Here is a 22,799-nt window from a genome sequence, read left to right as displayed (position 1 = left end):
CCGGGCCGGCGGCGGCCCGCGCCGCCCGCACGCCGGGACGGTGAGCCGAGCCACGCCGGCCGCCGGGCGGCCGGGAGACCCGCCGGGGCGGCCCCGCCGGGGGCCGGCGGGCGCCGCGGGGCGGGACGGGCCCCGCCGGGACGGCGCGGGCGGGCTAGGCTCGATCCCGTGACTGCGCGGTTGCCGATCTTCCCCCTCGGGACGGTGCTCTTCCCCGGCCTGGTGCTGCCGCTGCACATCTTCGAGGAGCGCTACCGGGCCCTCGTGCGCCACCTCACGGGCCTGCCCGAGGGCGCGCCCCGGGAGTTCGGCGTGGTGGCCATCCGGGCCGGCTGGGAGGTCGCCCCCGGCACGCCGGGGCGGCCCGTGCCCGGGGTCGGCGGGGTCACGCTGCACGAGGTCGGCTGCACCGCCGAGCTGCGGCAGGTGACCGAGCTGGCCGACGGCGGCTTCGACATCGTCACCGTGGGGCGGCGGCGGTTCCGCGTCGTGCGGCTCGACGAGACCACCGAGCCCTACCTGACGGCCGAGGTGGAGTGGCTGCCCGAGCCGGGCGGCCCCGACGAGGCCGCCGACCTGCTCGCGGCCCGGGTGATCGCGGTGTTCCGGCAATATCTCGGGCTGATCCGCCCCGACCCGGAGGACATCTCCGAGCAGCTTCCGGAGGACCCGACGGTGCTGTCCCACCTGGTCGCCGCGACCGCCATGCTGACCGTCGACGACCGGCAGCGGCTGCTCGCGGTCGACGACACCGCCGCCCGGCTCCGCGCCGAGCTGCGGCTGCTCAACCGCGAGGCGACCCTGCTGCGCCAGGTGCGGGCGGTTCCGGTGCCGCTGTCGGAGCTGGCGAGTCCACCGGCCCCGAACTGACCTGCGGCCCGGCGCCGGCCGGCACGGCGTAGGCCCAGGACAGGTCCGGCTCGGGCTCCGGGCGCAGTGACGGCCACCGCGACCAGCCGGCCAGCAGGGTGTACGTCACGGCCGCGCCGAACGCCGGCAGCAGCAGGTTGCCGTACGGCAGGGGCAGCACGTCGAACAGCCGGTGCAGGCCACCGGCGCGCAGGTCGGCGGGCTTGGTGAACGCCTCCCCGTCCGGCGCGGTCGCCAGCAGCCGCTCGTACGCCGACAGGCCCACCCGCCGGCCGACCTGCCAGGCCACCAGGGCCGCGCCGAGGCCACCGGCCGCACCGGCGAGCAGCCCGACGGGGCCGCGCCGCCGCCGCAGCAGCACCCACAGGCCCAGCGCGGCGAGCACGCCGAAGCCGAGCCCGAGCAGGCTGAACCAGCCGTCGGCGGCGATCGGCTGCTCCGGCTGCGGCTGGGCGTAGACGGCCCCCTCGGCGGTCTTGACCACCGGGGTGTCGGGGGCGACGGCCGCCCAGAGCAGCCCCAGCGGGACGCCCAGCGCGGTCACCAGGGCCGCCGCGCCCAGCGCCACCCCGGCCACCCGGCCCGGCCGGCGCTCGGGCGGGGCCGGGTCGGCGGGAACCGGACCGGCCGGCGGCGCGCCGAACGGGCCGGGGGGCGGCTGGTGGGCCGGGGGCCCGGCGAACGGGTCGGGGGGCGGGACGGCCGACGGCTCGGGGACCGGCCCGGCGGTCGGGTCGGGACGGGGCGCGGGACGGTCGGCGTCGGAGGTGTCCGGGCTCACCCGATGATCCTTACAGACCGGCGGCGTCCCCGGGGCGTCGGTGCCGCCGCAGCAGGCGCGGGGGCCCGGCGGGCGCGGCGGGCGAAGGGCTCAGCGGGCGAAGGGCTCCAGCATGACCGACGCCGCGCGCAGCCACGCCTGCCGGGTCTCCGGCTGGAGCTGGTGGTATTCGATCGACGAGCCGGTCTCCAGCGCCGGGTCGTACGGCACCACGGCCACCGCCCGGGTGCGGGTGGCGAAGTGCCGCTCCAGGTCGGTCTGCAACGGCGAGCGGCCCGGCGTCGGGCAGGAGATCAGGGTGACGGCGTTGTCGGCCAGCTCGCCCATGCCGACCTCGTGCAGCAGGTCGAGCATCCAGTCGGCGCTGAACGCGGCGTCCTCCCGGGGCACGGTGGTCACCACGAGCTGGTCGGCGGCCTGCATCACCGTGCGCCAGTTGGGGCTCTCCACGTTGTTGCCGGTGTCCACGCAGACCACGTCGTGCGTGCGCCGCAGCAGCTCCAGCACCCGCTTGACGGTGAACTGGTCGAGCCGCTGGGCGAACCGGGGGCTCTCCTCCCCGGCCAGCACGTCGTACGAGCCGTCGGCGGCGTGCCGCAGGTAGTCGTCGAGGCTGCCCAGCAGGGTGGAGCCCTCCAGGATCTCGATCTGGGCGAGGTCGTGGATCAGGTGCCGGATCGTCCGGGCGTGCCGGGCGCTGCCGGCCCGCAGCCCGAGGGTGCCGCGCAGCTCGTTGTCGTCCCAGGCGAGCACGCCCCGGCCGCGTACGCTGCCGACGGTGGCGGCGGCCAGCACCGTGGCGGTGGTCTTGTGCACCCCGCCCTTGGGGTTGGCGAAGGCGAGCACCCGGGGCGTGCCCAGGTCACGGCGGAGCACCCCGGCGGCGCGTTCCAGCTCGCTCTCGGCGCTCTGCGCCCGCCACTCGATGCGGGCCGGGTAGCCCCGCTCGACCACGGCGGGCGGCCCGGGCGGCGGCTGGTAGACCGGATCGGCGACGGGCTGGTAGGCGGCCTCGGCCCGGTAGACCGGCTCGGCCGGCGGCGGATGGTAGACCGGCTCCGCCGGGGGCGGCGGGTAGGCGGGCTCCACCATGGGCGGCTGGTAGACCGGCTCGGCCAGGGGCGGCGGGTAGGCGGGCTCGGGGCGGTAGCCGCCGCCGTCGAGCAGCGAGTAGCGGGACTCGACCGGCGCGGGCTCGGGGCGGTAGCCGCCGCCGTCGAGCAGCGAGTAGCGCGACTGGGCGGGCGGCGGCGGGTCGGCGCGGCGCGGCGGCTCCGGGTCGGGTCGCCCGGGGCCGGACCGCCACGACGGCTCGGCCGGATAGGTCGGCTCGGGCTGGTAGCCGGGGGGCTCGGGCTGGTAGCCCAGCGGATCGGCCGGGTAGCCCGCCTGCTCCGGCTGGTAGGACGGGGCCTCCGGCTGGTAGCCAGGGGGCTCCGGCTGGTAGCCCAGCGGATCGGCCGGGTAGCCCGCCTGCTCCGGCTGGTAGGACGGGTCGATCCGGTAGGCCGGGTCCACCCGGTAGCTCGCCCCGGCCCGGTAGCCGCCGCGCGCCGGCTCGGCCGGATAGCCGGGCTCCGCGGCGTACGGCTGCTCCCCCGGCGGGCCGATCGCCGCCCGCCCGGCATAGCCGTTGCCGGACCCGCGCCGGGGCAGCGGCTCCGGCGCCGCGCGGGCCGCCTCCTCGGCGTGGCGGTCTGCCTCGGCCTGCTCCGCGGTGCGACCACCGAGCCGGGCCCGGTCGAGCAGCGCCCGCCACCGCGGTGCTGGTTCGGCCGGCCGACCCCAGCTGGTCTCCGTGCCGTCCAAGGCTCGCCCTCCCAGCGCCATCGATCTCCGCCTGACAGGCTACGAACGAAACCCTATTCGGACCACACCGGTCCGCGCACATCCTGATTCGGCTTTGTCACTTCTCCGGCGCCGTTCGGCTGCCCGCAGGCGCGTCCGGGGAGCTCGTGACGCCGGACGGGGCCACGGCGGGTCGACCCCGATCGACGTTCGGTGAGGAATCCGTCGCCGTCGGTGCCGCTTCCGACGTTTCGCCCACCAGCGGCGTCGGGCCGGCGTCGGCCGGCGGGCGGGCCACGTCGCGCTGCTCGGGCAGCGGCGGGGTCACCACCGTCCGGTCCAGCCGGCTCAGCTCCGGGGCGGGGTCGACGGCGCGGACCCCGGGCCGGGCGGCCAGGGCGCGCAGCGCGTCGGGCGCGGCCCGCACGACGGCGGCGTAGGCGCACCCGCACCCCGCCCGGTACGCCGCCGCCTCGCCCGCCGCGACCAGCGCGCCGGTCTCGTACGCCCGGCGCAGCTCGGCGTCGTCGGCGGCGGCGGCCCGGGCCCGCTGGTCGGCGGCCTCGCGGTCCTTGCGGCCCGCCACGCCGGCCATCCCCGCCACCACGTCCTGCGGGAGCCGCTGGGCCCGCAGCCGGACGATCTCGGTCTGCCGGCCGGGCAGCGGCGCCCGCGCCACCACCTCGACGACCTCCGCCCCGGCGAGGACGTCGGCCAGCCGGTCCGGCGCGAGGTAGTCCCCGAACGACACCAGCGCGTACGTGCCGGCCGGCGACCCGCCCGCCGGCAGGGCCGCGAGCTCGGCGGCGGCGGCGCGCAGATACGCCGGGATCGACGCGCCGGCCGGCACGCCGACCCGGGTCACCTCGCCCACCGTGCGGTCGCCCGCCGGCCGGTCGTGGCGGCCGACCCAGCCGGCCGCCGCCAGCACCGCCGCCACCGACAGCAGCGCGGCGACGGCGAGCGCGCGGGGCCGGCGCGGGCCCGGCGCGCGGCTGTCCGGCCGCCCGGCGTCTCGGCTGGTCACCGGGTCAGTCGCGGAGGACCCGCAGCGCCCGGTCCAGGTCGTCGGGATAGTCGCTCACGAAGGTCACCTCGTCGCCCGTGCGGGGGTGCAGGAAGCTCAGCGACCGGGCGTGCAGCCACTGCCGGGCCAGCCCCAGCCGGGCCGACAGGGTCGGGTCCGCGCCGTAGGTGACGTCGCCCACGCAGGGGTGGCGCAGCGAGGAGAAGTGCACCCGGATCTGGTGGGTGCGCCCCGTCTCCAGCCGGACGTCGAGCAGGCTCGCCGCCGGGAACGCCTCCAGCGTGTCGTAGTGGGTGATGCTCGGCTTGCCGCCGGAGACCACCGCCCACCGGTAGTCGTGGTGCGGGTGCCGGTCGATCGGGGCGTCGATGGTGCCGCGCGACGGGTCCGGATGCCCCTGCACCACGGCGTGGTAACGCTTCTCCACCTCGCGGTACTTGAAGGCCCGCTTCAGCGCCGTGTAAGCCTGCTCGCTCTTGGCCACCACCATGATCCCGGTGGTGCCCACGTCGAGCCGGTGCACCACGCCCTGCCGCTCGGCCGCGCCGCTGGTGGAGATGCGGTGCCCGATCCCGGCCAGCCCGCCGATCACGGTCGGCCCGGTCCAGCCGGGGCTGGGGTGGGCGGCGACGCCGACCGGCTTGTCCACCACCACGATGTCGTCGTCGGCGTACACGACCCGCAGGCCGGGCACCGCCTGCGGCACCACGGTCGGCGGGGCGACCGGGGCGGGCAGCGTCACCTCCAGCCAGGAGCCGGCCTTGACCTTGTGCGAGTTCGGCCGGACGACGCCGTCGACCAGCGCGTCCCCGCCGTCGACGAGGTTCGCGGCGGCGGTGCGGGAGAGCCCGAACAGCCGGGCCACGGCCTGGTCGAGCCGCATCCCGTCCAGGCCGTCGGGGACGGGCAGGGAACGATGGTCGCCGCCGGCGGCGAACGCGGCCGTCACGCCCGCTCCCGCTGCTCGACGGGGGCGTCGGCGGCGGGCTTGTCCCGGCCGAGCCGGGAACCGTCGCGCTGGCGGCCGGTCAGCTCCAGGAACACGGCGAGCACCACGCCGCAGACCAGCGCGCTGTCGGCCAGGTTGAACACCGGCCAGACCTGCCCGTACGGGTCGAACAGGCTGATCATGTCGACCACGTGCCCGACGAAGTGGCCGGGGGCACGGAAGATCCGGTCGGCCAGGTTGCCCAGCGCCCCGCCCAGCACCAGGCCGAGCGAGACCGCCCACGGCACCGAACGCAGCCGCAGCGCCATCCAGCCGATCCAGCCGATCACCGCGATGGTGATCAGCGGGAACACCCAGGTGTGGTCGCTGCCGATGCTCCACGCCGCCCCGCTGTTGCGGGTGAGGCTGAGGTAGACCGCGCCGCCGAGCAGCTTCACCGGCTCCCGGTCGCTGAGCGCCTGCAACGCGAGGTGCTTGGTGAGCAGGTCGGCCAGGAAGGCGAACAGGCCGACGCCGGCGAGGAGCACGATCGCCCGGCGTCGGGCCCTGCCCCCGCCCGGCTCGGCGGTGCCGGTCTCGGTTCCGGCGGGCGGTGTAGCCGTCATCTGCTCCCCATCGACGCTCCCGGCGGTGATCGCTCACCGCCCTGACCGGCCGGGGAGCGGGGTCAGCGCCGCTCCTCCAGCTGCTTGCACTTCACGCAGAGGGTCGCCGACGGGAAGGCCGCGAGCCGCTCCACCGGGATCGGGTCGCCGCACTTCTCGCACCAGCCGTAGCCACCCTCGTCGAGCCGCTCCAGGGCCCGCTCGACCTGCGTGATCCGTTCCCGGATGCTGTTGGCGAGTGAGATCTCCTGCTCCCGCTCGAACGTCTTGGTGCCGGTGTCGGCCTGGTCGTCCCCGGCCGAGTCGGTCAGCCGGTCGCGCTGCAGCTCGGTGATCTCGCTCAGCGTCTGATCGTACTCGGCGCTCAGCTCGTCGCGGCGGGCCGCCAGCGCCGCCCGGATCTTCTCGGTCTCCGCCGCGCTGCGGGTGGTCCTGGCCACCGGCTTGCGCCCGGCGGTCCTGGTGTCGGCTGGCTTCACCATCGTCACTCCCTCGCGCCACGGGACCGCGGCATGCCACGGCCTCTGGACAGGGGGCACCGGCCTGGCGCCCCCAGGTAACAAAACGGGCGCGCAGCGAGGACCGCCGCGCACTCCGGAGGTTGGCAAGAATACGGAACGTACAGGCGTCCGACAACGTGCCGCACCGCCGCACCGCTAATCCGCCTCGAAAAGCCCTCAAATGGGCAAAACGAACGCTAGCAGATCAGTCGTCGCGGTCGTCGCCGTACTCGCCAAACCACCGCGCCAGACGGCCCCGGCGGCTGACCGCCCGCAGCCGCCGCTCGGCGGCGTCCCGCACCCCGGCGGTGGCCACGATCAACAGGCTGTCGCCCGCCTTCAGCCGGGTGTCCGGGCCGGGCACGAAGCCCACCCCGTCGCGCAGCACCAGCGTCACCGACGCGCCCACCGGCAGCCGCAGCTCGTCCACGTGCACCCCACCCAGCCGCGAGCCCGGCGGCACCTCCAACTGGAGCAAGTCGGCCCGCATCCGCTCCAGCGGCGCGGTCTCGACCCGGATCTCCGCCGGCTCGGCGGGCGCGGTGACCCGCAGCCGGCGCGCGGCCGGGGCGAGGGTGCCCGCCTGGAGCACCGTGAAGATCACCACCAGCACGAAGACCGCGTCGAAGAGCTGCTCCGCCCCCGGGACCCGCTGCGACAGCGGGATGGTCGCCAGCACGATCGGCACCGCCCCGCGCAACCCCGCCCAGGACAGGAACGCCTGCTCGCGCGGGCCGACCCGGAACGGGGTGGCCGACACCGCCACCGACAGCGGCCGGGCCAGCAGCAGCAGCGCCAGCCCGGCGACCACCGCCGGCAGCACCGCCGACTCCAGCCGGCCCGGCGAGACCAGCAGCCCGAGCAGCACGAACAGGCCGATCTGGGCCAGCCAGGCCAGCCCGTCGGCGAAGCCGAGGATCGCCTGCCGGTGCGGCAGCCGGGCGTTGCCCAGCAGCACCCCCGCCACGTAGACGGCGAGGAAGCCCGAGGCGTGCAGCACCGCGCCGGCGGCGTACGCGAGCACGGTGAAGCCGACCACCGCGATCGGGTACAGCCCCGCCGACGGCAGCGCCGCCCGGCGCAGCGCCGCCCGACCGGCCAGCCCCGCGCCCACCCCGACGGCCGCGCCCACGCCCAGCTCGTAGCCGAGCAGCAGCACCTCGTACCACCAGGGGTGGCCGGCCTCGGTGGCCGAGCGGGACAGCAGCACCACCAGCAGCACCACCGGGGCGTCGTTCATGCCCGACTCGGCCTCCAGCGTGGCGACCAGCCGGGGCGGCAGGCGCAGCCGGCGCAGCGTGGCGAAGACGGCGGCGGCGTCGGTGGACGAGAGCACCGCGCCGTAGAGCATCGCCAGCCGCCAGTCCAGCCCGAGCAGCAGGTGCACCGCCAGGCCGACCACCAGGATGCTCACCACCACGCCGACGGTGGACAGCGCCGAGGCCAGGCCGAGCACCGGGCGCAGGGTGCTCCACCGGGCGGTCAGCCCGCCCTCGGCGATGATCACGATCAGGGCGCAGAAACCGAGGGTGCGGGTCAGGTCGACGTCGTCGAAGCGGATGCCCAGCCCGGACTCGCCGATGGCCACCCCGAGGGCCAGGTAGACCAGGAGGCTGGGCACGCCGAGGCGGGTCGAGAAGCGGACCGCGCCGACCGCCACCAGCAACACCCCGGCGCCGAGCAGCAGTGCGAGATCGAACCCGGGGGTCATGCCGGCCCGGTGCGGCCAGCCGTCACCGGCCGGCCCCGTCGCGCAGCCGGCGCAGCGTCTGCGTCAGCTCCGGCGTCGGGCGCTCGACCGCGAAGAGCTTGTCCCGGCTCGCCGCGCCGGCCCGCAGCGCGACGGCCGCCGGCCGGACGCCGAGCGCGTCGGCGAGGGCCCGGCGGGCCGCCTCGGTGGCCCGGCCGTCGACCGGCGGGGCGTTCACGGCGATCACCAGCGCCGGCCCGTGCGGGCCGTCGTGCCGGCCGCCGACGCGGGCGCGGGAGGCACCCGGCCTGACCCGTACGGCGACGGTGAGCGTGTCGTCCATCGGCCGTCAGAGCAGCCGGGCGTCGGCGAGCAGGGCGTCGTCCGGCGCGCAGCGCGAACACGGGGTGAACCCCAGCCGCACCGCCTCGGCCACCGGCAGCGGCTCGGCCCCGCGGCCGTAGAGGTGGGGGCAGTCGGACAGGTGGTAGCGGGGCCGGCCGTCCACGACCTGGACCTCCGCGTCGAGCTCGGCGACCAGCGCCGCGTCGGCCGGGGACACCGGCAGCGGCGGCGGCTCGTCGAGGGGCGTGGCGGCCTCGCCCGCCCCGTCGGCGGACGGGTCCGCCCCGGCGGCCGGCGACCCGGGCGGTTGCCGCCACCCGGGGTCGTCGGCGCCGATCGTGGACGGGACACGCTGGGCCGGAACGTCCGGCCCGGCCGGAGGTTCGGCCGCGTCCCACGGGGCCCGGCCGGCAGGGGGCCGGCCCTGGTCGGACGGGCCGGGGTCGACCCGCGCGGCTGCCGCCCGGGCGGCGGCCGCCTGGCGGGCACCCACCACCAACGCGACGGCGGCCAGCAGGCTGGCCGCGATGGACGCGGCCAGCAGCACGCTGGAGCCACCGGTGAGGCCGACCACCAGGAGCACGACCGCGACGAGGATGAGCAACAGGCTTGCGACTAGCACGGCTCACCCCCGCCGCGTCGGATTCAGGTGGCACGGTCGGCGGCCGTCCCCACGACGGCCGCCACACCGAAGATCAGCGGCCGGACTCCAGCGCGCCGGAGCGCCCGCCGCCGTACGAGCCGGCGAGGCCGGCGGCCGCGAGGCCGTTGCTGCCGCCGACGGCCCGGCCGCCCTCGGCCCGGGTCATCTCGGCCTCCAGGCCCTGACCACGGCCGTCGAGGTCGCGCAGCTGGCTCTCCAGGTAGGCCTTGAGCCGGGTGCGGTACTCCCGCTCGAACTGCTTGAGCTCCTCGATGTGCTTCTGCAACGCGGTGCGCTTGGCGTCGAGGCCGCCCATGGCCTCCTGGTGCCGCTGGCGGGCGTCGCGCTCCAGGGCGTCGGCCTTGGCGCGCGCCTCGCGGGTGACCTCCTCGGCCTTGGACCGGGCCTCGGAGAGCAGCTGGTCGGCCTCGCGCCGGGCGTCGGAGACGTGGTCGTCGGCGGTGCGCTGGGCCATCATCAGCACCCGCAGCGCCTGCTGCTCGCCGTCACCGGCCACGGCCGGGCCGCCCTGGGCGCGGACCTGCTCCAGCTCGGCCTGCATCGCCCGGGCGGCCTGCTCGGCGGCCACCTTGTCGCGCTGCACCCGGTCGAGCTGGGCCTTGACGTCGTTGAGCTCCGCGGCGAGCCGGGCGTCGCCGCCCGGACCGGCGGGGGCGCCGCCGCGACCGCCGCGCTCCACCTGGGCGCGCAGCTCGTTGTTCTCCTCGATCAGACGGGCGAGCTCGCGCTCGACCTCGTCCAGGAAGGCGTCGACCTCCTCCTCGTCGTACCCCCGCTTGCCGATCGGCGGCTTTTTGAAGGCGACGTTGTGAACGTCGGCCGGGGTCAGCGGCATCGAAACTCCTCGGGTCAGTTGCGGCCGCGTAGCGGGCTGGACCTGCGGGTCTTCGTCACCCGAGGATCAGCCGCTTCAACACGAACTCCATCAGCACGAACAGGATAACCAGGAGCACAAGGGAGGCCAGGTCGATGCTCACGGTACCAATTCGCAGCGGAGGGATCACACGCCTCAACGCCTTGAGAGGCGGATCAGTGACGCTCCACACGGATTCCAGTCCGACCGTGGCCCCCCGGCCCGGCTGCCAGCGACGCCCGTAGGCGAGGACCGCGCTGAGGACAAACCGGGCCAGAAGAATGATCAGGAAGACATACAGAATCAGGTACAGCACTTGGAGCAGGATCGACAACACAGCAGGCGACGTCCCTCGGTCGGGCGGGGCTAACTCAGGCTGAAGAACCCACCCTCAGCGATCTTGGCCTTGTCCTCCGCGGTGACCTGGACGTTGGCCGGTGAGAGCAGGAACACCCGGTTGGTCACGCGCTCGATCGTACCGCGCAGCCCGAACGCCAACCCGGCGGCGAAGTCGACCAGTCGGCGGGCATCGGCCTCGTCCATCTCGGTGAGATTGATGATCACCGGGACGCCGTCGCGGAAGTGCTCCCCGATCGTGCGGGCCTCGCGGTAGGTGGTGGGGTGCAGCGTGGTGATCTGGTAACGCTGCTCCTCCTCCACCGGGGCCACCCGCTCCCTCGGCTGGGCCTGCGGGGCCAGGGCGAGGTTGTCCCGGGTGTGGTAGGTCAGCGCGCCGGAGCCCTCCCCGCCGGAGCTGCGGGTGATCGACCGGACGCTGGACCGGTCGGGGCGCTCGACCCGCTCGGCGCGCTCCGGCCGGTCGGAGTCGGCCCGGTCCCGGTCCCGGTCGGAGTCCAGCGGACGGGTCGCGGAACGCTCGGTCAGCCGGCCCCGCTCACCGGCCCGGGGCCGCGGCGCCGGTGGCTCGTCGTCATCGTCGTCGTCGGCGAACTCCTCGGCGTACCGGCCCTGCCGGTAGCGCGACGACTCACGGTAGCCACCCTTGTCGTAGCCACCGTCGTCGTACGCCCGCTCGTCGTCCTCCTCGACCAGACCGAGCCAGACCCCCGCCTTGCGCAGTGCACCCATCCCGCGCCCTTCCGTCCGCCGTGCGGCACGCGCCCCCGTGCCGTGTCGCTTCTCGCGAGTGGACAACCTGCCCACCGGACCGGAACAGCAATCCCCGGCCCACGATTCGCGGTCGTGGGCCGCGCCCCCTGACGACGGGACGCCGCTCCTGAAACAACACTGATGTAATTTGCTTCTCTCGCGGGTCAGGCTACCGCAGCGTGGAACGCATTCCGAGCAACGCGCTGCCGACGCGGACATGTGTCGCGCCGTGTCGGATAGCCGCCTCCAGGTCCCCGCTCATCCCGGCGGAGAGCGCGACCGCCTCCGGATGGGCCGCGCGGAACGCCTCCGCCACCTCCGCGAGCCGGGCGAACGCCCGCTGCGGCTCCCAGCCCAGCGGCGCCACCGCCATCAGCCCCGCCAGCCGCAGCCCCGCCGCGCCGGCCACCGCGCCGGCCACCGGGCCGAGCCCGGCGTCCGGGTCGGCCGAGCCCGGCAACGCCCCACCCCGGGACGGGTCGGCGTCGATGCTGACCTGCACCAACACGTCGACGGGGCGGTCCCGGCCCGCCAGGGCCGCGACGTCGAGCGCCCGGGCCAGCCGGACGCTGTCGACCGACTGGACGACGTCGGCGTAGCGGACCACCGACCGGCACTTGTTGCGCTGCAACTGCCCGATGAAGTGCCAGCGGGGCGTCGCCCCGGCGGCGGCCACCTCGGCGGCCTTGCCGGCGGCCTCCTGGTCCCGGTTCTCGCCCATGTCGACCACGCCCAGCCCGGCCAGCGCCAGCACGTCGGAGGCCGGATAGGTCTTGGTCACCGCGACCATGGTGACCTCGGAGTCGGCCCGCCCCGCCGCCGCGCAGGCGGCGGCGATGCGGGACCGGACCCGGGCCAGCCCGGCCGCCAGCTCGGCCCGGCGGTCGGTGCGCCCGGGCCCGGGGCGCGCCGTCGGGTTCACGTCGGTCATCTCGGGCGGTCAGGATCCGTTCTTGAGGAAGTCCGGCACGTCCACGTCGTCGAAGAGCACCCGCCGCGGCGACTGGGACGGCGCCGGCATCGTGGCGGGGGGCGGCGTCGGCGTGGTCGGCTGGGCGGGCTGGTTCTGGTTGCTCTTGCGGCTCGGCTCGGGCTTGTACGCCGGCGTCCCGCCGTCGAACCCGGCGGCGATCACCGTGACCCGCACCTCGTCGCCGAGGGCGTCGTCGATGACCGCGCCGAAGATGATGTTGGCGTCCGGGTGGGCCGCATCGGTGACGAGCTGGGCCGCGTCGTTGATCTCGAACAGGCCGAGGTCGGAGCCGCCGGCGATGGAGAGCAGCACGCCGCGCGCGCCGTCCATGCTCTGCTCCAGCAGCGGGCTGGAGATGGCCGCCTCCGCCGCCTCGACCGCGCGGTTCTCGCCCCGGGCGCTGCCGATGCCCATGAGGGCGCTGCCCGCGCCGCTCATCACGCTCTTGACGTCGGCGAAGTCCAGGTTGATCAGACCCGGGGTGGTGATCAGGTCGGTGATGCCCTGGACGCCGGAGAGCAGCACCTGGTCGGCGGTGCGGAAGGCGTCCATCATGCTGATGTTGCGGTCGCCGAGCGCGAGCAGCCGGTCGTTGGGGATGACGATCAGCGTGTCGCACTGGTTGCGCAGCTCGTCTATCCCCGCCTCGGCCTGCACCTGGCGGCGCTTGCCCTCGAAGGAGAACGGCCGGGTGACCACGCCGATGGTCAGCGCGCCGAGCTTGCGGGCGATGTTCGCCACCACCGGCGCGCCGCCGGTGCCGGTGCCGCCGCCCTCGCCGCAGGTCACGAAGACCATGTCGGCGCCCTTGAGCACCTCCTCGATCTCGTCGCGGTGGTCCTCGGCGGCGTTCTTGCCGACGTCGGGGTTGGCGCCCGCGCCGAGCCCCCGGGTCAGCTCGCGCCCCACGTCCAGCTTGACGTCGGCGTCGCTCATCAGCAGCGCCTGCGCGTCGGTGTTGATCGCGATGAACTCGACGCCCTTGAGCCCAACCTCGATCATCCGGTTGACGGCGTTGACGCCGCCGCCCCCGATGCCGACGACCTTGATGACCGCCAGGTAGTTGTGCGGAGGTGTCATCTCCGGTCCTTTCCCTTCGAGATTGGCATGGGCCGACCCCACACGGCTTGGCCAGACCAGCGCCGACACGGCCGGGCCCCCAACGAGGCCGAGAGGTGAACCCTCACCCTCTACTAGAGGCTTACTGTTATGTCAACTACTGATCCTCTTCGGGGCAACGTAAGCGGCCCCACGCCCGGAGCCAAGGACCCGCCCGGCGTGTCGCCGCCGGAGAGGGCCACGCCTCACCTTCCGGCCCGCGCCGCCGGCCGGCCCATGCCCCGGGGCGACCCGCCCCGGGTGGGCCGCTGACCGGCCGGTCACCGGAAGGTGACCACGTCCGGCGCGCTCACGTCGATCGTGTCGGCCTTCCGACCGAGCAGGGCCGTGGCGACCCGGGCCTTGTCCGCCCCCCGGGTGGCGTCGCCCCAGACGACGGTCCGGTCGCCGCGCAGCCGCAGGCTGATCCGGGCCAGCCCCTCGACGCCGACCTCCACCAGCTGCCCGCGCAGCTCCGGGGTCAGCGCGCCCAGCACCTCCAGCCCGGCCAGGGTGCCCGGATCCGCCGGCCCCGGCTGGCCGACCCGCACCACCGGCAGGCCCTCCGGCTGCCGGGGCAGCGACCGGAAGACCACCCCGGACCCGTCGACCACGGCGAACCGCTCGCCCTGCGGCACCGCCGCCACCGGCGTGCGCTCCACCACCCGCACCACCAGCGCCCCCGGCCAGTCCCGGGTGACCGTCGCCCGCTCCACCGGGGCGAGCGCGCCGATCCGCCGGGCGACGGCGGCCAGGTCGACCCGCGCCAGCGGCTGGTCGTCCGGCACGGCGGCGGCCTCGCGGACCTCCACGGCGGTGACCAGCTCGGCGCCCTCCACCCGCACCTCGCGCACGCCGAACAGCCCGGTGCCGAGCACCGTCCAGGCCACCAGCGCGGCCAGGGCCAGCACCCCCGCGGCCACCGCCCAGGGCAGCGCCGCGCGCATCCGGCGCTGCCGGGCCCGGGCCATGAACCGCCGGGTCGAGGGCGGCACCGCGTCCGAGCCGGCCCGCACCAGCTGCCAGCGCCGCACCGGCCCCCGCCGGCCCCCGCCCGGGTCCGCGCCGGCCGTGCGGCCCCGCGCCGGACCGGGGCTCATCCGGCGGTGGCCGCCGAGCCGCCCGCGTCACCGGCGCGGGCCGACAGGGCCGCCAGCAGCTCGTCGCCCAGCAGCGAGATCGGCGGGGCGCCCATCGTCACCACCACGTCGCCCGGGCGGGCCCGGCGGGCCACCTCGACCGGCGCGTCCTCCCAGGAGCCGACGAAGACCTTCCGGTCGGCCGGCAGGGGCACCGCCTCCACCAGCGCCGCCGAGCCCTCCCCCGGCTGGCGCAGCTCGCCGGGGCCGAAGACCTCCAGCAGCACCAGCTCGTCGGCGAGGCCGAGGGCGGCGGCGATCTCCGCCTGGAGGTCGCGGGTGCGGTAGAGCCGGTAGGGCTGGAACACCACGAGCAGCCGCCCCTCGCCGGCCACCTCGCGCAGCGTCCGCATGGCCAGCGTCATCGAGGTCGGGTGGTAGGCGTACTCGTCGTAGACCAGCACGCCGTCGGCGACGCCCTTGCGCTCGAAGCGCCGCCGCACCCCGGGAAACGCCGCGAGCGCGGCCTCCGCCGCCTCGACGGGCAACCCCAGCAGGTACGCGGTGAGCACCGCCGACGCGCTGTTGAGCCCCATGTGCCGACCCGGCACCGGCAGCCGGAACTCGCCCAGCGACCGCGCGTCGATCTCGGCGAGGTAGCGCACCCCCTGCGCGGAGGAGACGACCTCGCTCAGCCGCAGGTCGGCGTCGGCCGCCTCGCCGTACGTGTGCACCCGGCGGCCCTCGGCCCGCAGCGTCTGCGCCAGCCGCCGCCCGCCCGGGTCGTCGGCGCAGGTGACGATGAACCCGTCGGGGTCGGTGAGCCGGGCGAACTCGGCGAACGCCGCCTCCAGCGTGGCCAGGTCCCCGTACGTGTTGAGGTGGTCGGCCTCGATGTTGGTGATCACCGATACGTACGGGCGGTAGATGAGGAACGAGCGGTCGCTCTCGTCCGCCTCGACCACGAAGTGCTCGCCGGTGCCGTGGTGCGCCCCGGAGCCGACCTCGGAGATCTCCCCACCGATCACGAAGGACGGATCGGCGCCGGCCTGCTGGAGCACCATCGTCACCATCGAGGTGGTGGTGGTCTTGCCATGGGTGCCGGCGATCGCCACCGTGCGGCGGCCCGTCATCGCCGCCGCGAGGGCCTCGGAGCGGTGCAGCACCCGCAGCCCGCGCCGCCGCGCCTCCACCATCTCCACGTGGTCCTGCGGGATCGCCGAGGAGTAGACGACCGTGTCGACGCCGTCGAGGTTGGACGGCTCGTGGGTCATGTGGACGGTCCCGCCCAGCGCCCGCATCCCGGCCAGCGACGGCCACTCGCGCAGCTCGCTGCCGGAGACCGGCAGGCCCCGGGTGAGGAAGAGCCGGGCCAGCCCGCTCATGCCGACGCCGCCGACCCCGATCAGGTGGATCCGGCCCAGGTCCTCGGCGGTCAGCGTCCCGGCCGGGGTGAACTGCGCGGTGTTCATGACGGGCACCTTCCGGTCGCGACGGCCGCGCCCCTCATCGGGCCACCGCCTCGTAGACGAAGTTCAGCAGCGCCTCGTCGCCGTCGCGCCGCCCGTACGCCGCCGCGGCGGCGCCCATCGCGGCGAGCCGGTGCGGGTCGCGGATCAGCGGGATGATGGTGCGCTCCACCCAGTCCGGGGTCAGCTCGGCGTCGTCCACGAGCAGCCCGCCGCCGGCCTCCACCACGGGCAGCGCGTTGCGCTTCTGCTCCTGGTTGCTGTGCGGGTACGGCACGTAGACGGTGGGCAGCCCGATCGCGGCGACCTCCGCGCAGGTCATCGCCCCGCCCCGGCCGAGCATCAGGTCGGCGGCGGCGTAGCCGATCTCCATCTGGGACAGGTAGGGCAGCGTCACGTACGGCACCGGCAGGTCGCTGGGGACCGGCACCGGCTCGTTGCGGGCGCCCATCACGTGCAGCACCTGCACGCCGTGCCGGGCCAGCTCCTTGGCCGCGCCCGCGACGGCGAGGTTGATCGACCGGGCGCCCTGCGAGCCGCCGGCGACGAAGAGGACCGGCAGGTCCGGCCGGAGTCCGAAGTGGGCGCGCGCGGCGGCGGCGTTGGCCGCCCGGTCCAGCCCGGCGATGCCCCGGCGCAGCGGCACCCCGACCACCCGGGCGTCGCGCAGCGCCTCGGCCTGCGCCGGCTGGTGCGGGAAGCCCACCGCGACGTTGCTCGTGAACTTCATGCCGAGCCGGTTGGCCACCCCCGGCGGCACGTTCACCTCGTGGATGACGATCGGCAGCTCGCGCCGCCAGGCGGCCAGGTAGCCGGGCACGGAGACGTACCCGCCGAAGCCGACGACCACGTCGGCCCGGACCTCGTCGATCACCTTGCCCGCCGCGCGGGCCGCCTTCCACATCCGGTCGGGGGTGCGGACCAGGCTCATGTTCACCGACCGGGGCAGCTGGTAGGCCGGGATCTGCCGCAGGTCGTAGCCGGCCGGCGGGATCAGCTCGTTCTCCAGGCCCTTCGGTGTGCCGAGGCAGGTGATCCGGACGCCCGGGTCGTGTCGGCGCAGGCAGTCGGCGAAGGCGAGCAGCGGGTAGATGTGGCCACCCGTGCCCCCTCCGCAGAGCACCACCGAACGCAGCGGACCCATCAGCGTCTCCTCTCGCTCGCCGTCCCGCCCCGGGCCCGGTCCGGCCGGGCGCCACGGGATGCGGCCTGGTCGTCCTCGCGCCGCGCCCGCGACCGGGGCACGGACCCACGGTCCGCCGGTGGCGACGCCGGGCGACGGCGCCGGCCGGGAAGCGGCGGCAACGGGGCCCAGAGTAGTCGGACCCATCGGGCGGGCGGACGGGCATGCAGGGCTCGGGCCGCGTCGGGTTCGCAGCGGGCGAACGAGGCGAGCATCCCCACCGCCGCCATGGTCACCACCAGGGCGCTTCCGCCGTCGGAGATGAACGGCAGCGGCACGCCGGTCATCGGCGTCAGGCCGATGACCCCACCGATGTTGATGATCGCCTGGCCGACCAGCCAGGTGGTCGCGCCGGCGGCGGCGAGCCGGCGGAACGGGTCCTCGACCCGCCGGGCGATGCGCAGCCCGGTGTAGCCGAGCACCGCGAACAGGGTGATCAGCACCACGCAGCCGACCACGCCCAGCTCCTCGGCGAGGACGGCGAAGATGAAGTCGTTGTGCGCCTCCGGCAGCCAGCCGAACTTGAAGCTGCTCTTGCCCAGCCCGACGCCGAACCAGCCGCCGTGCTCGATGGCGTTGCGGCCCTGGACGAGCTGGTAGCACCACGTCTCGAAGCAGTCCCTGGGCTCGGGCGGATTGAAGAAGATGGTGAGCCGGGCCAGCCGGTAGTTCTCCTCGCCCTTCGCCCCCGAGCCCGCGCCGAGCGAGGCGGCGGCGACGAGCAGCCCGATGCCGACCAGCCCGATCACCGACAGCACGGCGAAGACCTTGGCGCGCACCCCGGCCGCCCAGAGCAGGCCGACGACGAGGGCCAGCAGGCAGAGCATCGTGCCGACGTCGTTGTAGCCGACCAGCACGAACAGCAGCGCGACCACGGGGAACAGCGGGGTGGCCAGCTCCTTCCACCAGCCGAGCCGGGCGCCCTTGCGGGCCAGCACGTCGGCGCCCCACAGCACCAGCGCGAACTTCGCCAGCTCGGAGGGTTGGAGTTGGACGCCGCCGACGAACAGCCACAGCAGGTTGGCCTCCAGCGGCCCCACCCGCTTCACCCCGAAGAACGAGTCGAGCGCGAGCAGCAGGTTGAGCACCAGCAGCAGCACCACGGCGATGCCGAGCGCCGTGCCGGCCACCGACCGGTAGGTGCTCGCCGGCAGCCGCTGGCACACCCAGAACGCCACCACCCCGATCACCGCGAAGATCGCCTGTTGGGTGGCGTCGGCGAAGGCGTTGCCCTCCTCGGCGTAGTTCTTCACGCTGGTGGCCGAGAAGACCATGGTCAGGCCGATGACCAGCAGCAGGCCGGCACTGGAGATCAGCAGATAGTAGGAGGCCAGCGGGCGGGCCAGCAGGCCCCGCAGCGCGGCCAGCCCGCCGGCGGCGTCCAGGCCGAACCCCGGCGCGGCGGCCGGCGGGTCGGCCCCCCGGCCGCCCCCCGGGCCGCGTCGCCCGGCCGTGTCGGTCGTTGTCGCGCTGGTGCCTCGGTCCTCCCCCACCCGCCCATCATCGCCAATGCGGGCGGCCCGTTCCGGCCGAACGCCGTGGTCGGCGTGTCGCCGGGCGAAAGGAGGGGCCCCCTGTTAACGCATTCTGCATAGCAGGGGCCCCTTCTTAACGCCCGGCGCGCCGCGCGAACGGTGCCGGGCCGCGCCGGGCGGGCGGGCGGGCGGGCGGGCGGCTCAGCCCATCGCGGCGAGGAAGTCGCTGTAGAACAGGCCGAGCGCGATGGCCACGCCGATCCCCGCGATGATCCAGAACCGGACCACGATGTTGACCTCGCTCCACCCCGCGAGCTCGAAGTGGTGCTGCAACGGCGACATGCGGAACACCCGCTTGCCGGTGGTGCGGAACGAGATGATCTGGATGACGACCGACATCGTGATGATCACGAAGAGCCCGCCGATGATCGGCAGCAGCAGGATGGTGCGGGTGGACATCGCCATGCCGGCGATCAGGCCGCCCAGGCCGAGCGCGCCGGTGTCGCCCATGAAGATCCGGGCCGGCGAGGTGTTCCACCACAGGAAGCCCACACAGGCCCCGGCCGCCGCCCCGGCGATCAGCGCGATCTCCAGCGGGTCCCGCACGGTGTAGCAGTAGTTGTCGGGGTTCGCCGTGTACGACGGGTCGGCGCACCAGTGCCGGTACTGCCAGAACGCGATCAGCGCGTACGCGGCGAGGACCATCACCGACGCGCCGGTGGCCAGGCCGTCCAGGCCGTCGGTGAGGTTCACGCCGTTGGTGGCCGCCATCACCACGAAGATGAAGATGACCACCGCGCCGATCTTGGTGACGTCCAGCGCGGGGATGTCCCGAATGAAGCTCAGCGTGGTCGCGCCCACGGTCTCGGTGTTGGTGGCCGCCCCGCTGGCGTCGGTCATGCTGCTGGGGAAGTAGAGCGCGACGACGCCGAAGGCCGCGCCGACCAGGATCTGCCCGGCCAGCTTGCCCCGCTTGTTGAGGCCGCCACTGTTCCGCTTGCGGACCTTGAGGAAGTCGTCGATGAAGCCGACCGCGCCGGAGAACACCATCAGGCCCAGCAGGACCAGCGCGGTGATCGTCGGCTCGACCTGGGCGATCTGCGCGTCCGGCAGGGTGGTCAGGGCGAGGTGCCCGGCGACGTACGCGATGACGGTGGCCAGGATGAAGACCACGCCGCCCATCGTCGGCGTGCCCTTCTTGCCCTCGTTGCTGGCGAGCCCGAGGTTCGATCGGATCGGCTGGCCGGCCTTCAGCCGGGCGAACACCTTGATCGCGATCGGGGTGCAGAAGAGCGAGACGAGGAACGCCACGCCGATGGCGACGATCACCGCCCTCATGCGGCGGCACCCCCGTCCGTGGCGTCGGCGCGCAGCGCGTCGGCCACCTCCCAGGTGCGGTACCGGGAGCCCTTCACCAGGACGACGTCGCCCGCCCGTAGTTCACTCCGCAGCACCTCGACGGCCGCCGCCTGATCGGTGAGCAGCACCGATTTTCCTCCCCAGTCCTCTACCGCTGTCGCGCCCTCGTGGATCGGCGCCGCCGGCTCGCCCACCACGAGCAGCCGGTCCACACCCAGCTCGGCCGCGAGCCGGCCGACCTCCAGGTGCCCCTGTCGTTCGTACTCCCCCAGCTCGGCCATGTAGCCCAGCACCGCGACCGCCCGTCCCGCGCCGCGCATCCCGGCGAGCGCGCGCAGCGCCACCGCCGTGGACGCCGGGTTCGCGTTGTACGAGTCGTCGATCACCGTCACGCCGTCGGGGCGCTCGAAGACGTCCATCCGGCGGGTGGAGACCAGGCCCAGCTCGCCCAGCGCGACGGCCAGCTCGCCCAGCGGCATGCCCACCTCCCGGGCCACCGCGGCGGCGGCCAACGAGTTCGACACCTGGTGCCGGCCGGTGAGCCCGAGCCGCACGGCCGCGTTCCCCTCCGGCGTCACCAGGGTGTACGCGGCGCGGCCCCGCCCGTCCAGCGTCACGTCCACGGCCCGCACGTCGGCGTGCGCGGCCTCGCCGTAGCGCACCACGCGGGCGGCGGTGCGGGCGGCCATCGCGTCGACGAGGGGGTCGTCGGCGTTGAGCACCGCCAGCCCGTCGGCGGGCAGCGACTCGACCAGCTCCCCCTTGGCCAGCGCGATGTTCTCCACCGAGCCGAACTCGCCGAGGTGCGCCACGCCGACGTTGAGCACCACCGAGATGCGCGGCGGCACCACCTCGCACAGGTAGCGCACGTGCCCCACCCCCCGGGCGCCCTTCTCCAGCACGAGGAAGCGGGTGTCCGCGTCGGCCTGCAACGCCGTCCACGGGTGGCCCAGCTCGTTGTTGAACGACCCCGGCGGGGCCACCGTGGGGCCGAGCCGCGCGGTGAGCTGGGCGATCAGGTCCTTGGTGGTGGTCTTGCCCGACGAGCCGGTCAGCCCGATCACGGTCAGCGCGGGCAGCCGGTCCACCACCGCGCGGGCCAGCCGGCCCATCGCGTCGAGGGCGTCGCCGACGAGCACCATCGGCACGCCGGGCACCTCCCGGGTGCCGAGCACCGCCACCGCGCCGGCGGCCACGGCACCGGCGGCGTAGTCGTGGCCGTCCACCTTCTCGCCGGGGAACGCGACGAACAGCGCGCCCGGCCCGGCCTTGCGCGAGTCGAACTCCACCGGGCCCGTCACCCGCGCGGCGGGATCGGCGGCGACCAGCCGGCCGCCGACCGCCTCGGCCACCTCGGCCAGCGTCAGCGGGATCATCGCCGGCCCGCCAGGTCCCCGAAGCGGGCGCGCAGCGCGTCGGCCAGCTCCGTGCGGTCGTCGAACGGCAGCACCTCGCCGCCCACCTCCTGCCCACGCTCGTGCCCCTTGCCGAGCACGGCGACCACGTCACCCGGGGCGGCCAGCCGGACCGCCTCGTCGATCGCCGCACGCCGGCCGGCCACCTCGACGATCCGGGCCGGCGTGCCGGCGGCGTACGCCCCGGCCAGCACCTCCGCCCGGATCCCGGCCGGCTCCTCGGTGCGCGGGTTGTCGTCGGTCACCAGCACCACGTCGGCGCCCCGGGCGGCGGCCGCGCCCATCTCCGGCCGCTTGCCGCGGTCGCGGTCGCCGCCGGCGCCGAGGACGCAGATCAGCCGCCCGGCGCTCAGCTCGCGCAGCGCGGCCAGGGCCGCCACGATCGCGTCGGTCTTGTGCGCGTAGTCGACCACCCCGCGCACCGGCCCGGCCGCCGAGACCAGCTCCAGCCGGCCGGGCACCCCGCCGCAGGCGGCCACCCCGGCGGCGGCGGTCGCCGCGTCCACCCCCGCGCCGACCAGCGCGGCGATGGCCAGCAGGGCGTTGGCGACGTTGTGCCGCCCGGGCAGCGCCACCCCGGCCGGCACGGTCACCCCGCCGGGGCCGTGCGCGGTGAACCGCTGCGCGTAGCCCTCGCCGTCGACGTCGGTGGCGTACCAGGTGGCGGTGGGGTCGCCGGCGGCCGAGTAGCTGACCGTGGCGGGGGTGAACAGCGGACGCAGCGCCGGCTCGTCGTGGTTGAGCACCTCGACGGCGCAGCGCCCGTCGAACAGCTGCGCCTTCGCCGCGAAGTAGTCCGCCGAGTCGGCGTGGAAGTCCAGGTGGTCGGAGCCGAAGTTGGTGTAGCCGCCGACGGTGAACCGCACCCCGCCGACCCGCCCCATGGCCAGGGCGTGACTGGAGACCTCCATGACCAGCGCGGTGACCCCGCGCTCCCGGGCGGCGGCGAGCATGGCGTGCAGGTCGGTGGCCTCCGGGGTGGTGCGCACGCTGTCGACGACCAGGTCGCCCAGCCGGGTCTCCACGGTGCCGATCAGGCCCGTTACGTGGCCGGCGGCGCGCAGCCCCGACTCCACCAGGTAGGCCGTGGAGGTCTTGCCGGCGGTGCCGGTGATCCCGATGACGGTCAGGCCGGCGGTGGGGTCGCCGTAGACGGCGGAGGCGAGCGCGCCGAGCACCGCGCGGGGGTCGGGCACCACCAGCGCCGGCAGGCCCGCCGCGGCCACGGCCGGCGCGCCGGCCGGGTCGGTGAGGGCGGCCACCGCGCCGGCGGCGGCCGCGGCGGCGGCGAACTCCGCGCCGTGGCGGCGGGCGCCGGGCAGCGCCGCGTACAGGTCGCCGGGGCGGACCTCCTGGCTGGCGTGGGTCACCCCGGTGACGGCCTGGTCGGCGGCCCCCTCGGGGGCCTCGACGGCGAGCCGGTCGGCGAGTTCGCCGAGCCGGATTCCGGTCACGGTACGTGGGCGTGGATTGCCGGGCACGGCGTCAGACCCTACCCGGTCGTCCGGTTCCGACCGTACAGCCGCCCCGGTGGTTCGTCCCCACCAACCGATGATGTCCCGCCGT

At 75.4% G+C, this 22,799-nt stretch carries 22 protein-coding genes; 1 reads left to right on the top strand and 21 read right to left on the bottom strand.

Annotated features, from left to right (window positions below; translation table 11 throughout):
* The first annotated feature begins 168 nt into the window (after window positions 1-168).
* Window positions 169-870 (top strand): LON peptidase substrate-binding domain-containing protein, encoded by a 702-nt coding sequence (locus tag HDA31_RS07300; protein WP_074474443.1) that lies wholly within the window; start codon window positions 169-171, stop codon window positions 868-870.
* Here HDA31_RS07300 and HDA31_RS07295 read toward each other — a convergent pair.
* The 21 genes from HDA31_RS07295 to HDA31_RS07195 form a co-directional block, all read right to left on the bottom strand.
* Window positions 785-1,651 carry a DUF2567 domain-containing protein gene (locus tag HDA31_RS07295; protein ID WP_246384042.1) on the bottom strand — a complete coding sequence of 289 codons (867 nt, stop codon included), beginning with the start codon at window positions 1,649-1,651 and terminating at the stop codon, window positions 785-787. The genes HDA31_RS07300 and HDA31_RS07295 overlap by 86 nt on opposite strands.
* A gap of 90 nt (window positions 1,652-1,741) precedes the next feature.
* Entirely contained in the window at window positions 1,742-3,481 is a 1,740-nt protein-coding gene (locus tag HDA31_RS07290; RefSeq protein WP_178065842.1) for a MinD/ParA family ATP-binding protein, read from the bottom strand.
* A gap of 76 nt (window positions 3,482-3,557) precedes the next feature.
* Window positions 3,558-4,466, bottom strand: a complete 909-nt coding sequence (locus HDA31_RS07285; RefSeq protein ID WP_178065843.1) for a hypothetical protein — start codon at window positions 4,464-4,466, stop codon at window positions 3,558-3,560.
* Between the two features lie 4 nt (window positions 4,467-4,470).
* A complete protein-coding gene (locus HDA31_RS07280) occupies window positions 4,471-5,415 on the bottom strand; it encodes an RluA family pseudouridine synthase (protein WP_074474445.1) in 945 nt (314 codons plus the stop codon).
* Entirely contained in the window at window positions 5,412-6,020 is a 609-nt protein-coding gene (gene lspA, locus HDA31_RS07275; RefSeq protein WP_074474446.1) for a signal peptidase II, read from the bottom strand. Before lspA ends, HDA31_RS07280 begins: the two co-directional genes overlap by 4 nt.
* 62 nt (window positions 6,021-6,082) lie before the next feature.
* A complete protein-coding gene (locus tag HDA31_RS07270; protein ID WP_043969309.1) occupies window positions 6,083-6,502 on the bottom strand; it encodes a TraR/DksA family transcriptional regulator in 420 nt (139 codons plus the stop codon).
* Between the two features lie 223 nt (window positions 6,503-6,725).
* Entirely contained in the window at window positions 6,726-8,231 is a 1,506-nt protein-coding gene (locus HDA31_RS07265; protein ID WP_074474447.1) for a potassium/proton antiporter, read from the bottom strand.
* 22 nt (window positions 8,232-8,253) lie between these two features.
* Window positions 8,254-8,553 (bottom strand): DUF167 domain-containing protein, encoded by a 300-nt coding sequence (locus HDA31_RS07260; protein WP_178065844.1) that lies wholly within the window; start codon window positions 8,551-8,553, stop codon window positions 8,254-8,256.
* 6 nt (window positions 8,554-8,559) lie between these two features.
* Window positions 8,560-9,177 carry a hypothetical protein gene (locus HDA31_RS07255; RefSeq protein ID WP_178065845.1) on the bottom strand — a complete coding sequence of 206 codons (618 nt, stop codon included), beginning with the start codon at window positions 9,175-9,177 and terminating at the stop codon, window positions 8,560-8,562.
* 73 nt (window positions 9,178-9,250) lie between these two features.
* Window positions 9,251-10,054, bottom strand: coding sequence for a DivIVA domain-containing protein (locus tag HDA31_RS07250; protein WP_043967314.1), 804 nt, complete (start codon window positions 10,052-10,054; stop codon window positions 9,251-9,253).
* A 55-nt stretch (window positions 10,055-10,109) separates the two neighbouring features.
* Window positions 10,110-10,409 carry a YggT family protein gene (locus tag HDA31_RS07245; RefSeq protein WP_043967312.1) on the bottom strand — a complete coding sequence of 100 codons (300 nt, stop codon included), beginning with the start codon at window positions 10,407-10,409 and terminating at the stop codon, window positions 10,110-10,112.
* A gap of 29 nt (window positions 10,410-10,438) precedes the next feature.
* Window positions 10,439-11,161, bottom strand: a complete 723-nt coding sequence (locus tag HDA31_RS07240) for a cell division protein SepF (protein ID WP_074474450.1) — start codon at window positions 11,159-11,161, stop codon at window positions 10,439-10,441.
* Window positions 11,162-11,351: 190 nt separating this feature from the next.
* Window positions 11,352-12,113, bottom strand: a complete 762-nt coding sequence (locus HDA31_RS07235; RefSeq protein WP_178065846.1) for a YggS family pyridoxal phosphate-dependent enzyme — start codon at window positions 12,111-12,113, stop codon at window positions 11,352-11,354.
* Window positions 12,114-12,122: 9 nt separating this feature from the next.
* Window positions 12,123-13,235 carry a cell division protein FtsZ gene (gene ftsZ / locus HDA31_RS07230; RefSeq protein WP_043967306.1) on the bottom strand — a complete coding sequence of 371 codons (1,113 nt, stop codon included), beginning with the start codon at window positions 13,233-13,235 and terminating at the stop codon, window positions 12,123-12,125.
* Window positions 13,236-13,534: 299 nt separating this feature from the next.
* On the bottom strand, window positions 13,535-14,353 hold the full coding sequence (locus tag HDA31_RS07225; RefSeq protein ID WP_178065847.1) for a cell division protein FtsQ/DivIB: 819 nt from the start codon (window positions 14,351-14,353) through the stop codon (window positions 13,535-13,537).
* Complete coding sequence (murC, locus tag HDA31_RS07220) at window positions 14,350-15,804, bottom strand: UDP-N-acetylmuramate--L-alanine ligase (protein ID WP_178065848.1); 1,455 nt, start codon at window positions 15,802-15,804, stop codon at window positions 14,350-14,352. The genes HDA31_RS07225 and murC overlap by 4 nt, the downstream gene beginning before the upstream one ends.
* Before the next feature lie 34 nt (window positions 15,805-15,838).
* Complete coding sequence (murG, locus tag HDA31_RS07215; RefSeq protein ID WP_178065849.1) at window positions 15,839-16,945, bottom strand: undecaprenyldiphospho-muramoylpentapeptide beta-N-acetylglucosaminyltransferase; 1,107 nt, start codon at window positions 16,943-16,945, stop codon at window positions 15,839-15,841.
* Complete coding sequence (locus HDA31_RS07210; RefSeq protein WP_246384708.1) at window positions 16,945-18,351, bottom strand: FtsW/RodA/SpoVE family cell cycle protein; 1,407 nt, start codon at window positions 18,349-18,351, stop codon at window positions 16,945-16,947. The genes murG and HDA31_RS07210 overlap by 1 nt, the downstream gene beginning before the upstream one ends.
* A 309-nt stretch (window positions 18,352-18,660) precedes the next feature.
* Window positions 18,661-19,797 (bottom strand): phospho-N-acetylmuramoyl-pentapeptide-transferase, encoded by a 1,137-nt coding sequence (gene mraY / locus HDA31_RS07205; RefSeq protein WP_043967300.1) that lies wholly within the window; start codon window positions 19,795-19,797, stop codon window positions 18,661-18,663.
* Window positions 19,794-21,194, bottom strand: coding sequence for a UDP-N-acetylmuramoyl-tripeptide--D-alanyl-D-alanine ligase (locus tag HDA31_RS07200; RefSeq protein WP_178065850.1), 1,401 nt, complete (start codon window positions 21,192-21,194; stop codon window positions 19,794-19,796). Before HDA31_RS07200 ends, mraY begins: the two co-directional genes overlap by 4 nt.
* Complete coding sequence (locus tag HDA31_RS07195) at window positions 21,191-22,714, bottom strand: UDP-N-acetylmuramoyl-L-alanyl-D-glutamate--2,6-diaminopimelate ligase (protein ID WP_178065851.1); 1,524 nt, start codon at window positions 22,712-22,714, stop codon at window positions 21,191-21,193. The genes HDA31_RS07200 and HDA31_RS07195 overlap by 4 nt, the downstream gene beginning before the upstream one ends.
* Between the last annotated feature and the right edge of the window lie 85 nt (window positions 22,715-22,799).

Origin of the sequence: Micromonospora carbonacea (assembly GCF_014205165.1) — a bacterium.
GTDB classification, from domain to species: Bacteria; Actinomycetota; Actinomycetes; order Mycobacteriales; family Micromonosporaceae; genus Micromonospora; species Micromonospora carbonacea.
Note: the sequence above shows the minus strand (reverse complement) of the source record. Positions and strands in the feature narration are given on the sequence as shown.

Coding starts and splice junctions, on each gene's coding strand:
- HDA31_RS07290 (WP_178065842.1), bottom strand. CDS start 3,481: ATGGCGCTGGGAGGGCGAGCCTTGGACGGCACGGAGACCAGCTGGGGT.
- lspA (WP_074474446.1), bottom strand. CDS start 6,020: ATGACGGCTACACCGCCCGCCGGAACCGAGACCGGCACCGCCGAGCCG.
- HDA31_RS07270 (WP_043969309.1), bottom strand. CDS start 6,502: ATGGTGAAGCCAGCCGACACCAGGACCGCCGGGCGCAAGCCGGTGGCC.
- HDA31_RS07265 (WP_074474447.1), bottom strand. CDS start 8,231: ATGACCCCCGGGTTCGATCTCGCACTGCTGCTCGGCGCCGGGGTGTTG.
- HDA31_RS07260 (WP_178065844.1), bottom strand. CDS start 8,553: ATGGACGACACGCTCACCGTCGCCGTACGGGTCAGGCCGGGTGCCTCC.
- HDA31_RS07250 (WP_043967314.1), bottom strand. CDS start 10,054: ATGCCGCTGACCCCGGCCGACGTTCACAACGTCGCCTTCAAAAAGCCG.
- HDA31_RS07240 (WP_074474450.1), bottom strand. CDS start 11,161: ATGGGTGCACTGCGCAAGGCGGGGGTCTGGCTCGGTCTGGTCGAGGAG.
- HDA31_RS07235 (WP_178065846.1), bottom strand. CDS start 12,113: ATGACCGACGTGAACCCGACGGCGCGCCCCGGGCCCGGGCGCACCGAC.
- ftsZ (WP_043967306.1), bottom strand. CDS start 13,235: ATGACACCTCCGCACAACTACCTGGCGGTCATCAAGGTCGTCGGCATC.
- HDA31_RS07225 (WP_178065847.1), bottom strand. CDS start 14,353: ATGAGCCCCGGTCCGGCGCGGGGCCGCACGGCCGGCGCGGACCCGGGC.
- murC (WP_178065848.1), bottom strand. CDS start 15,804: ATGAACACCGCGCAGTTCACCCCGGCCGGGACGCTGACCGCCGAGGAC.
- murG (WP_178065849.1), bottom strand. CDS start 16,945: ATGGGTCCGCTGCGTTCGGTGGTGCTCTGCGGAGGGGGCACGGGTGGC.
- mraY (WP_043967300.1), bottom strand. CDS start 19,797: ATGAGGGCGGTGATCGTCGCCATCGGCGTGGCGTTCCTCGTCTCGCTC.
- HDA31_RS07200 (WP_178065850.1), bottom strand. CDS start 21,194: ATGATCCCGCTGACGCTGGCCGAGGTGGCCGAGGCGGTCGGCGGCCGG.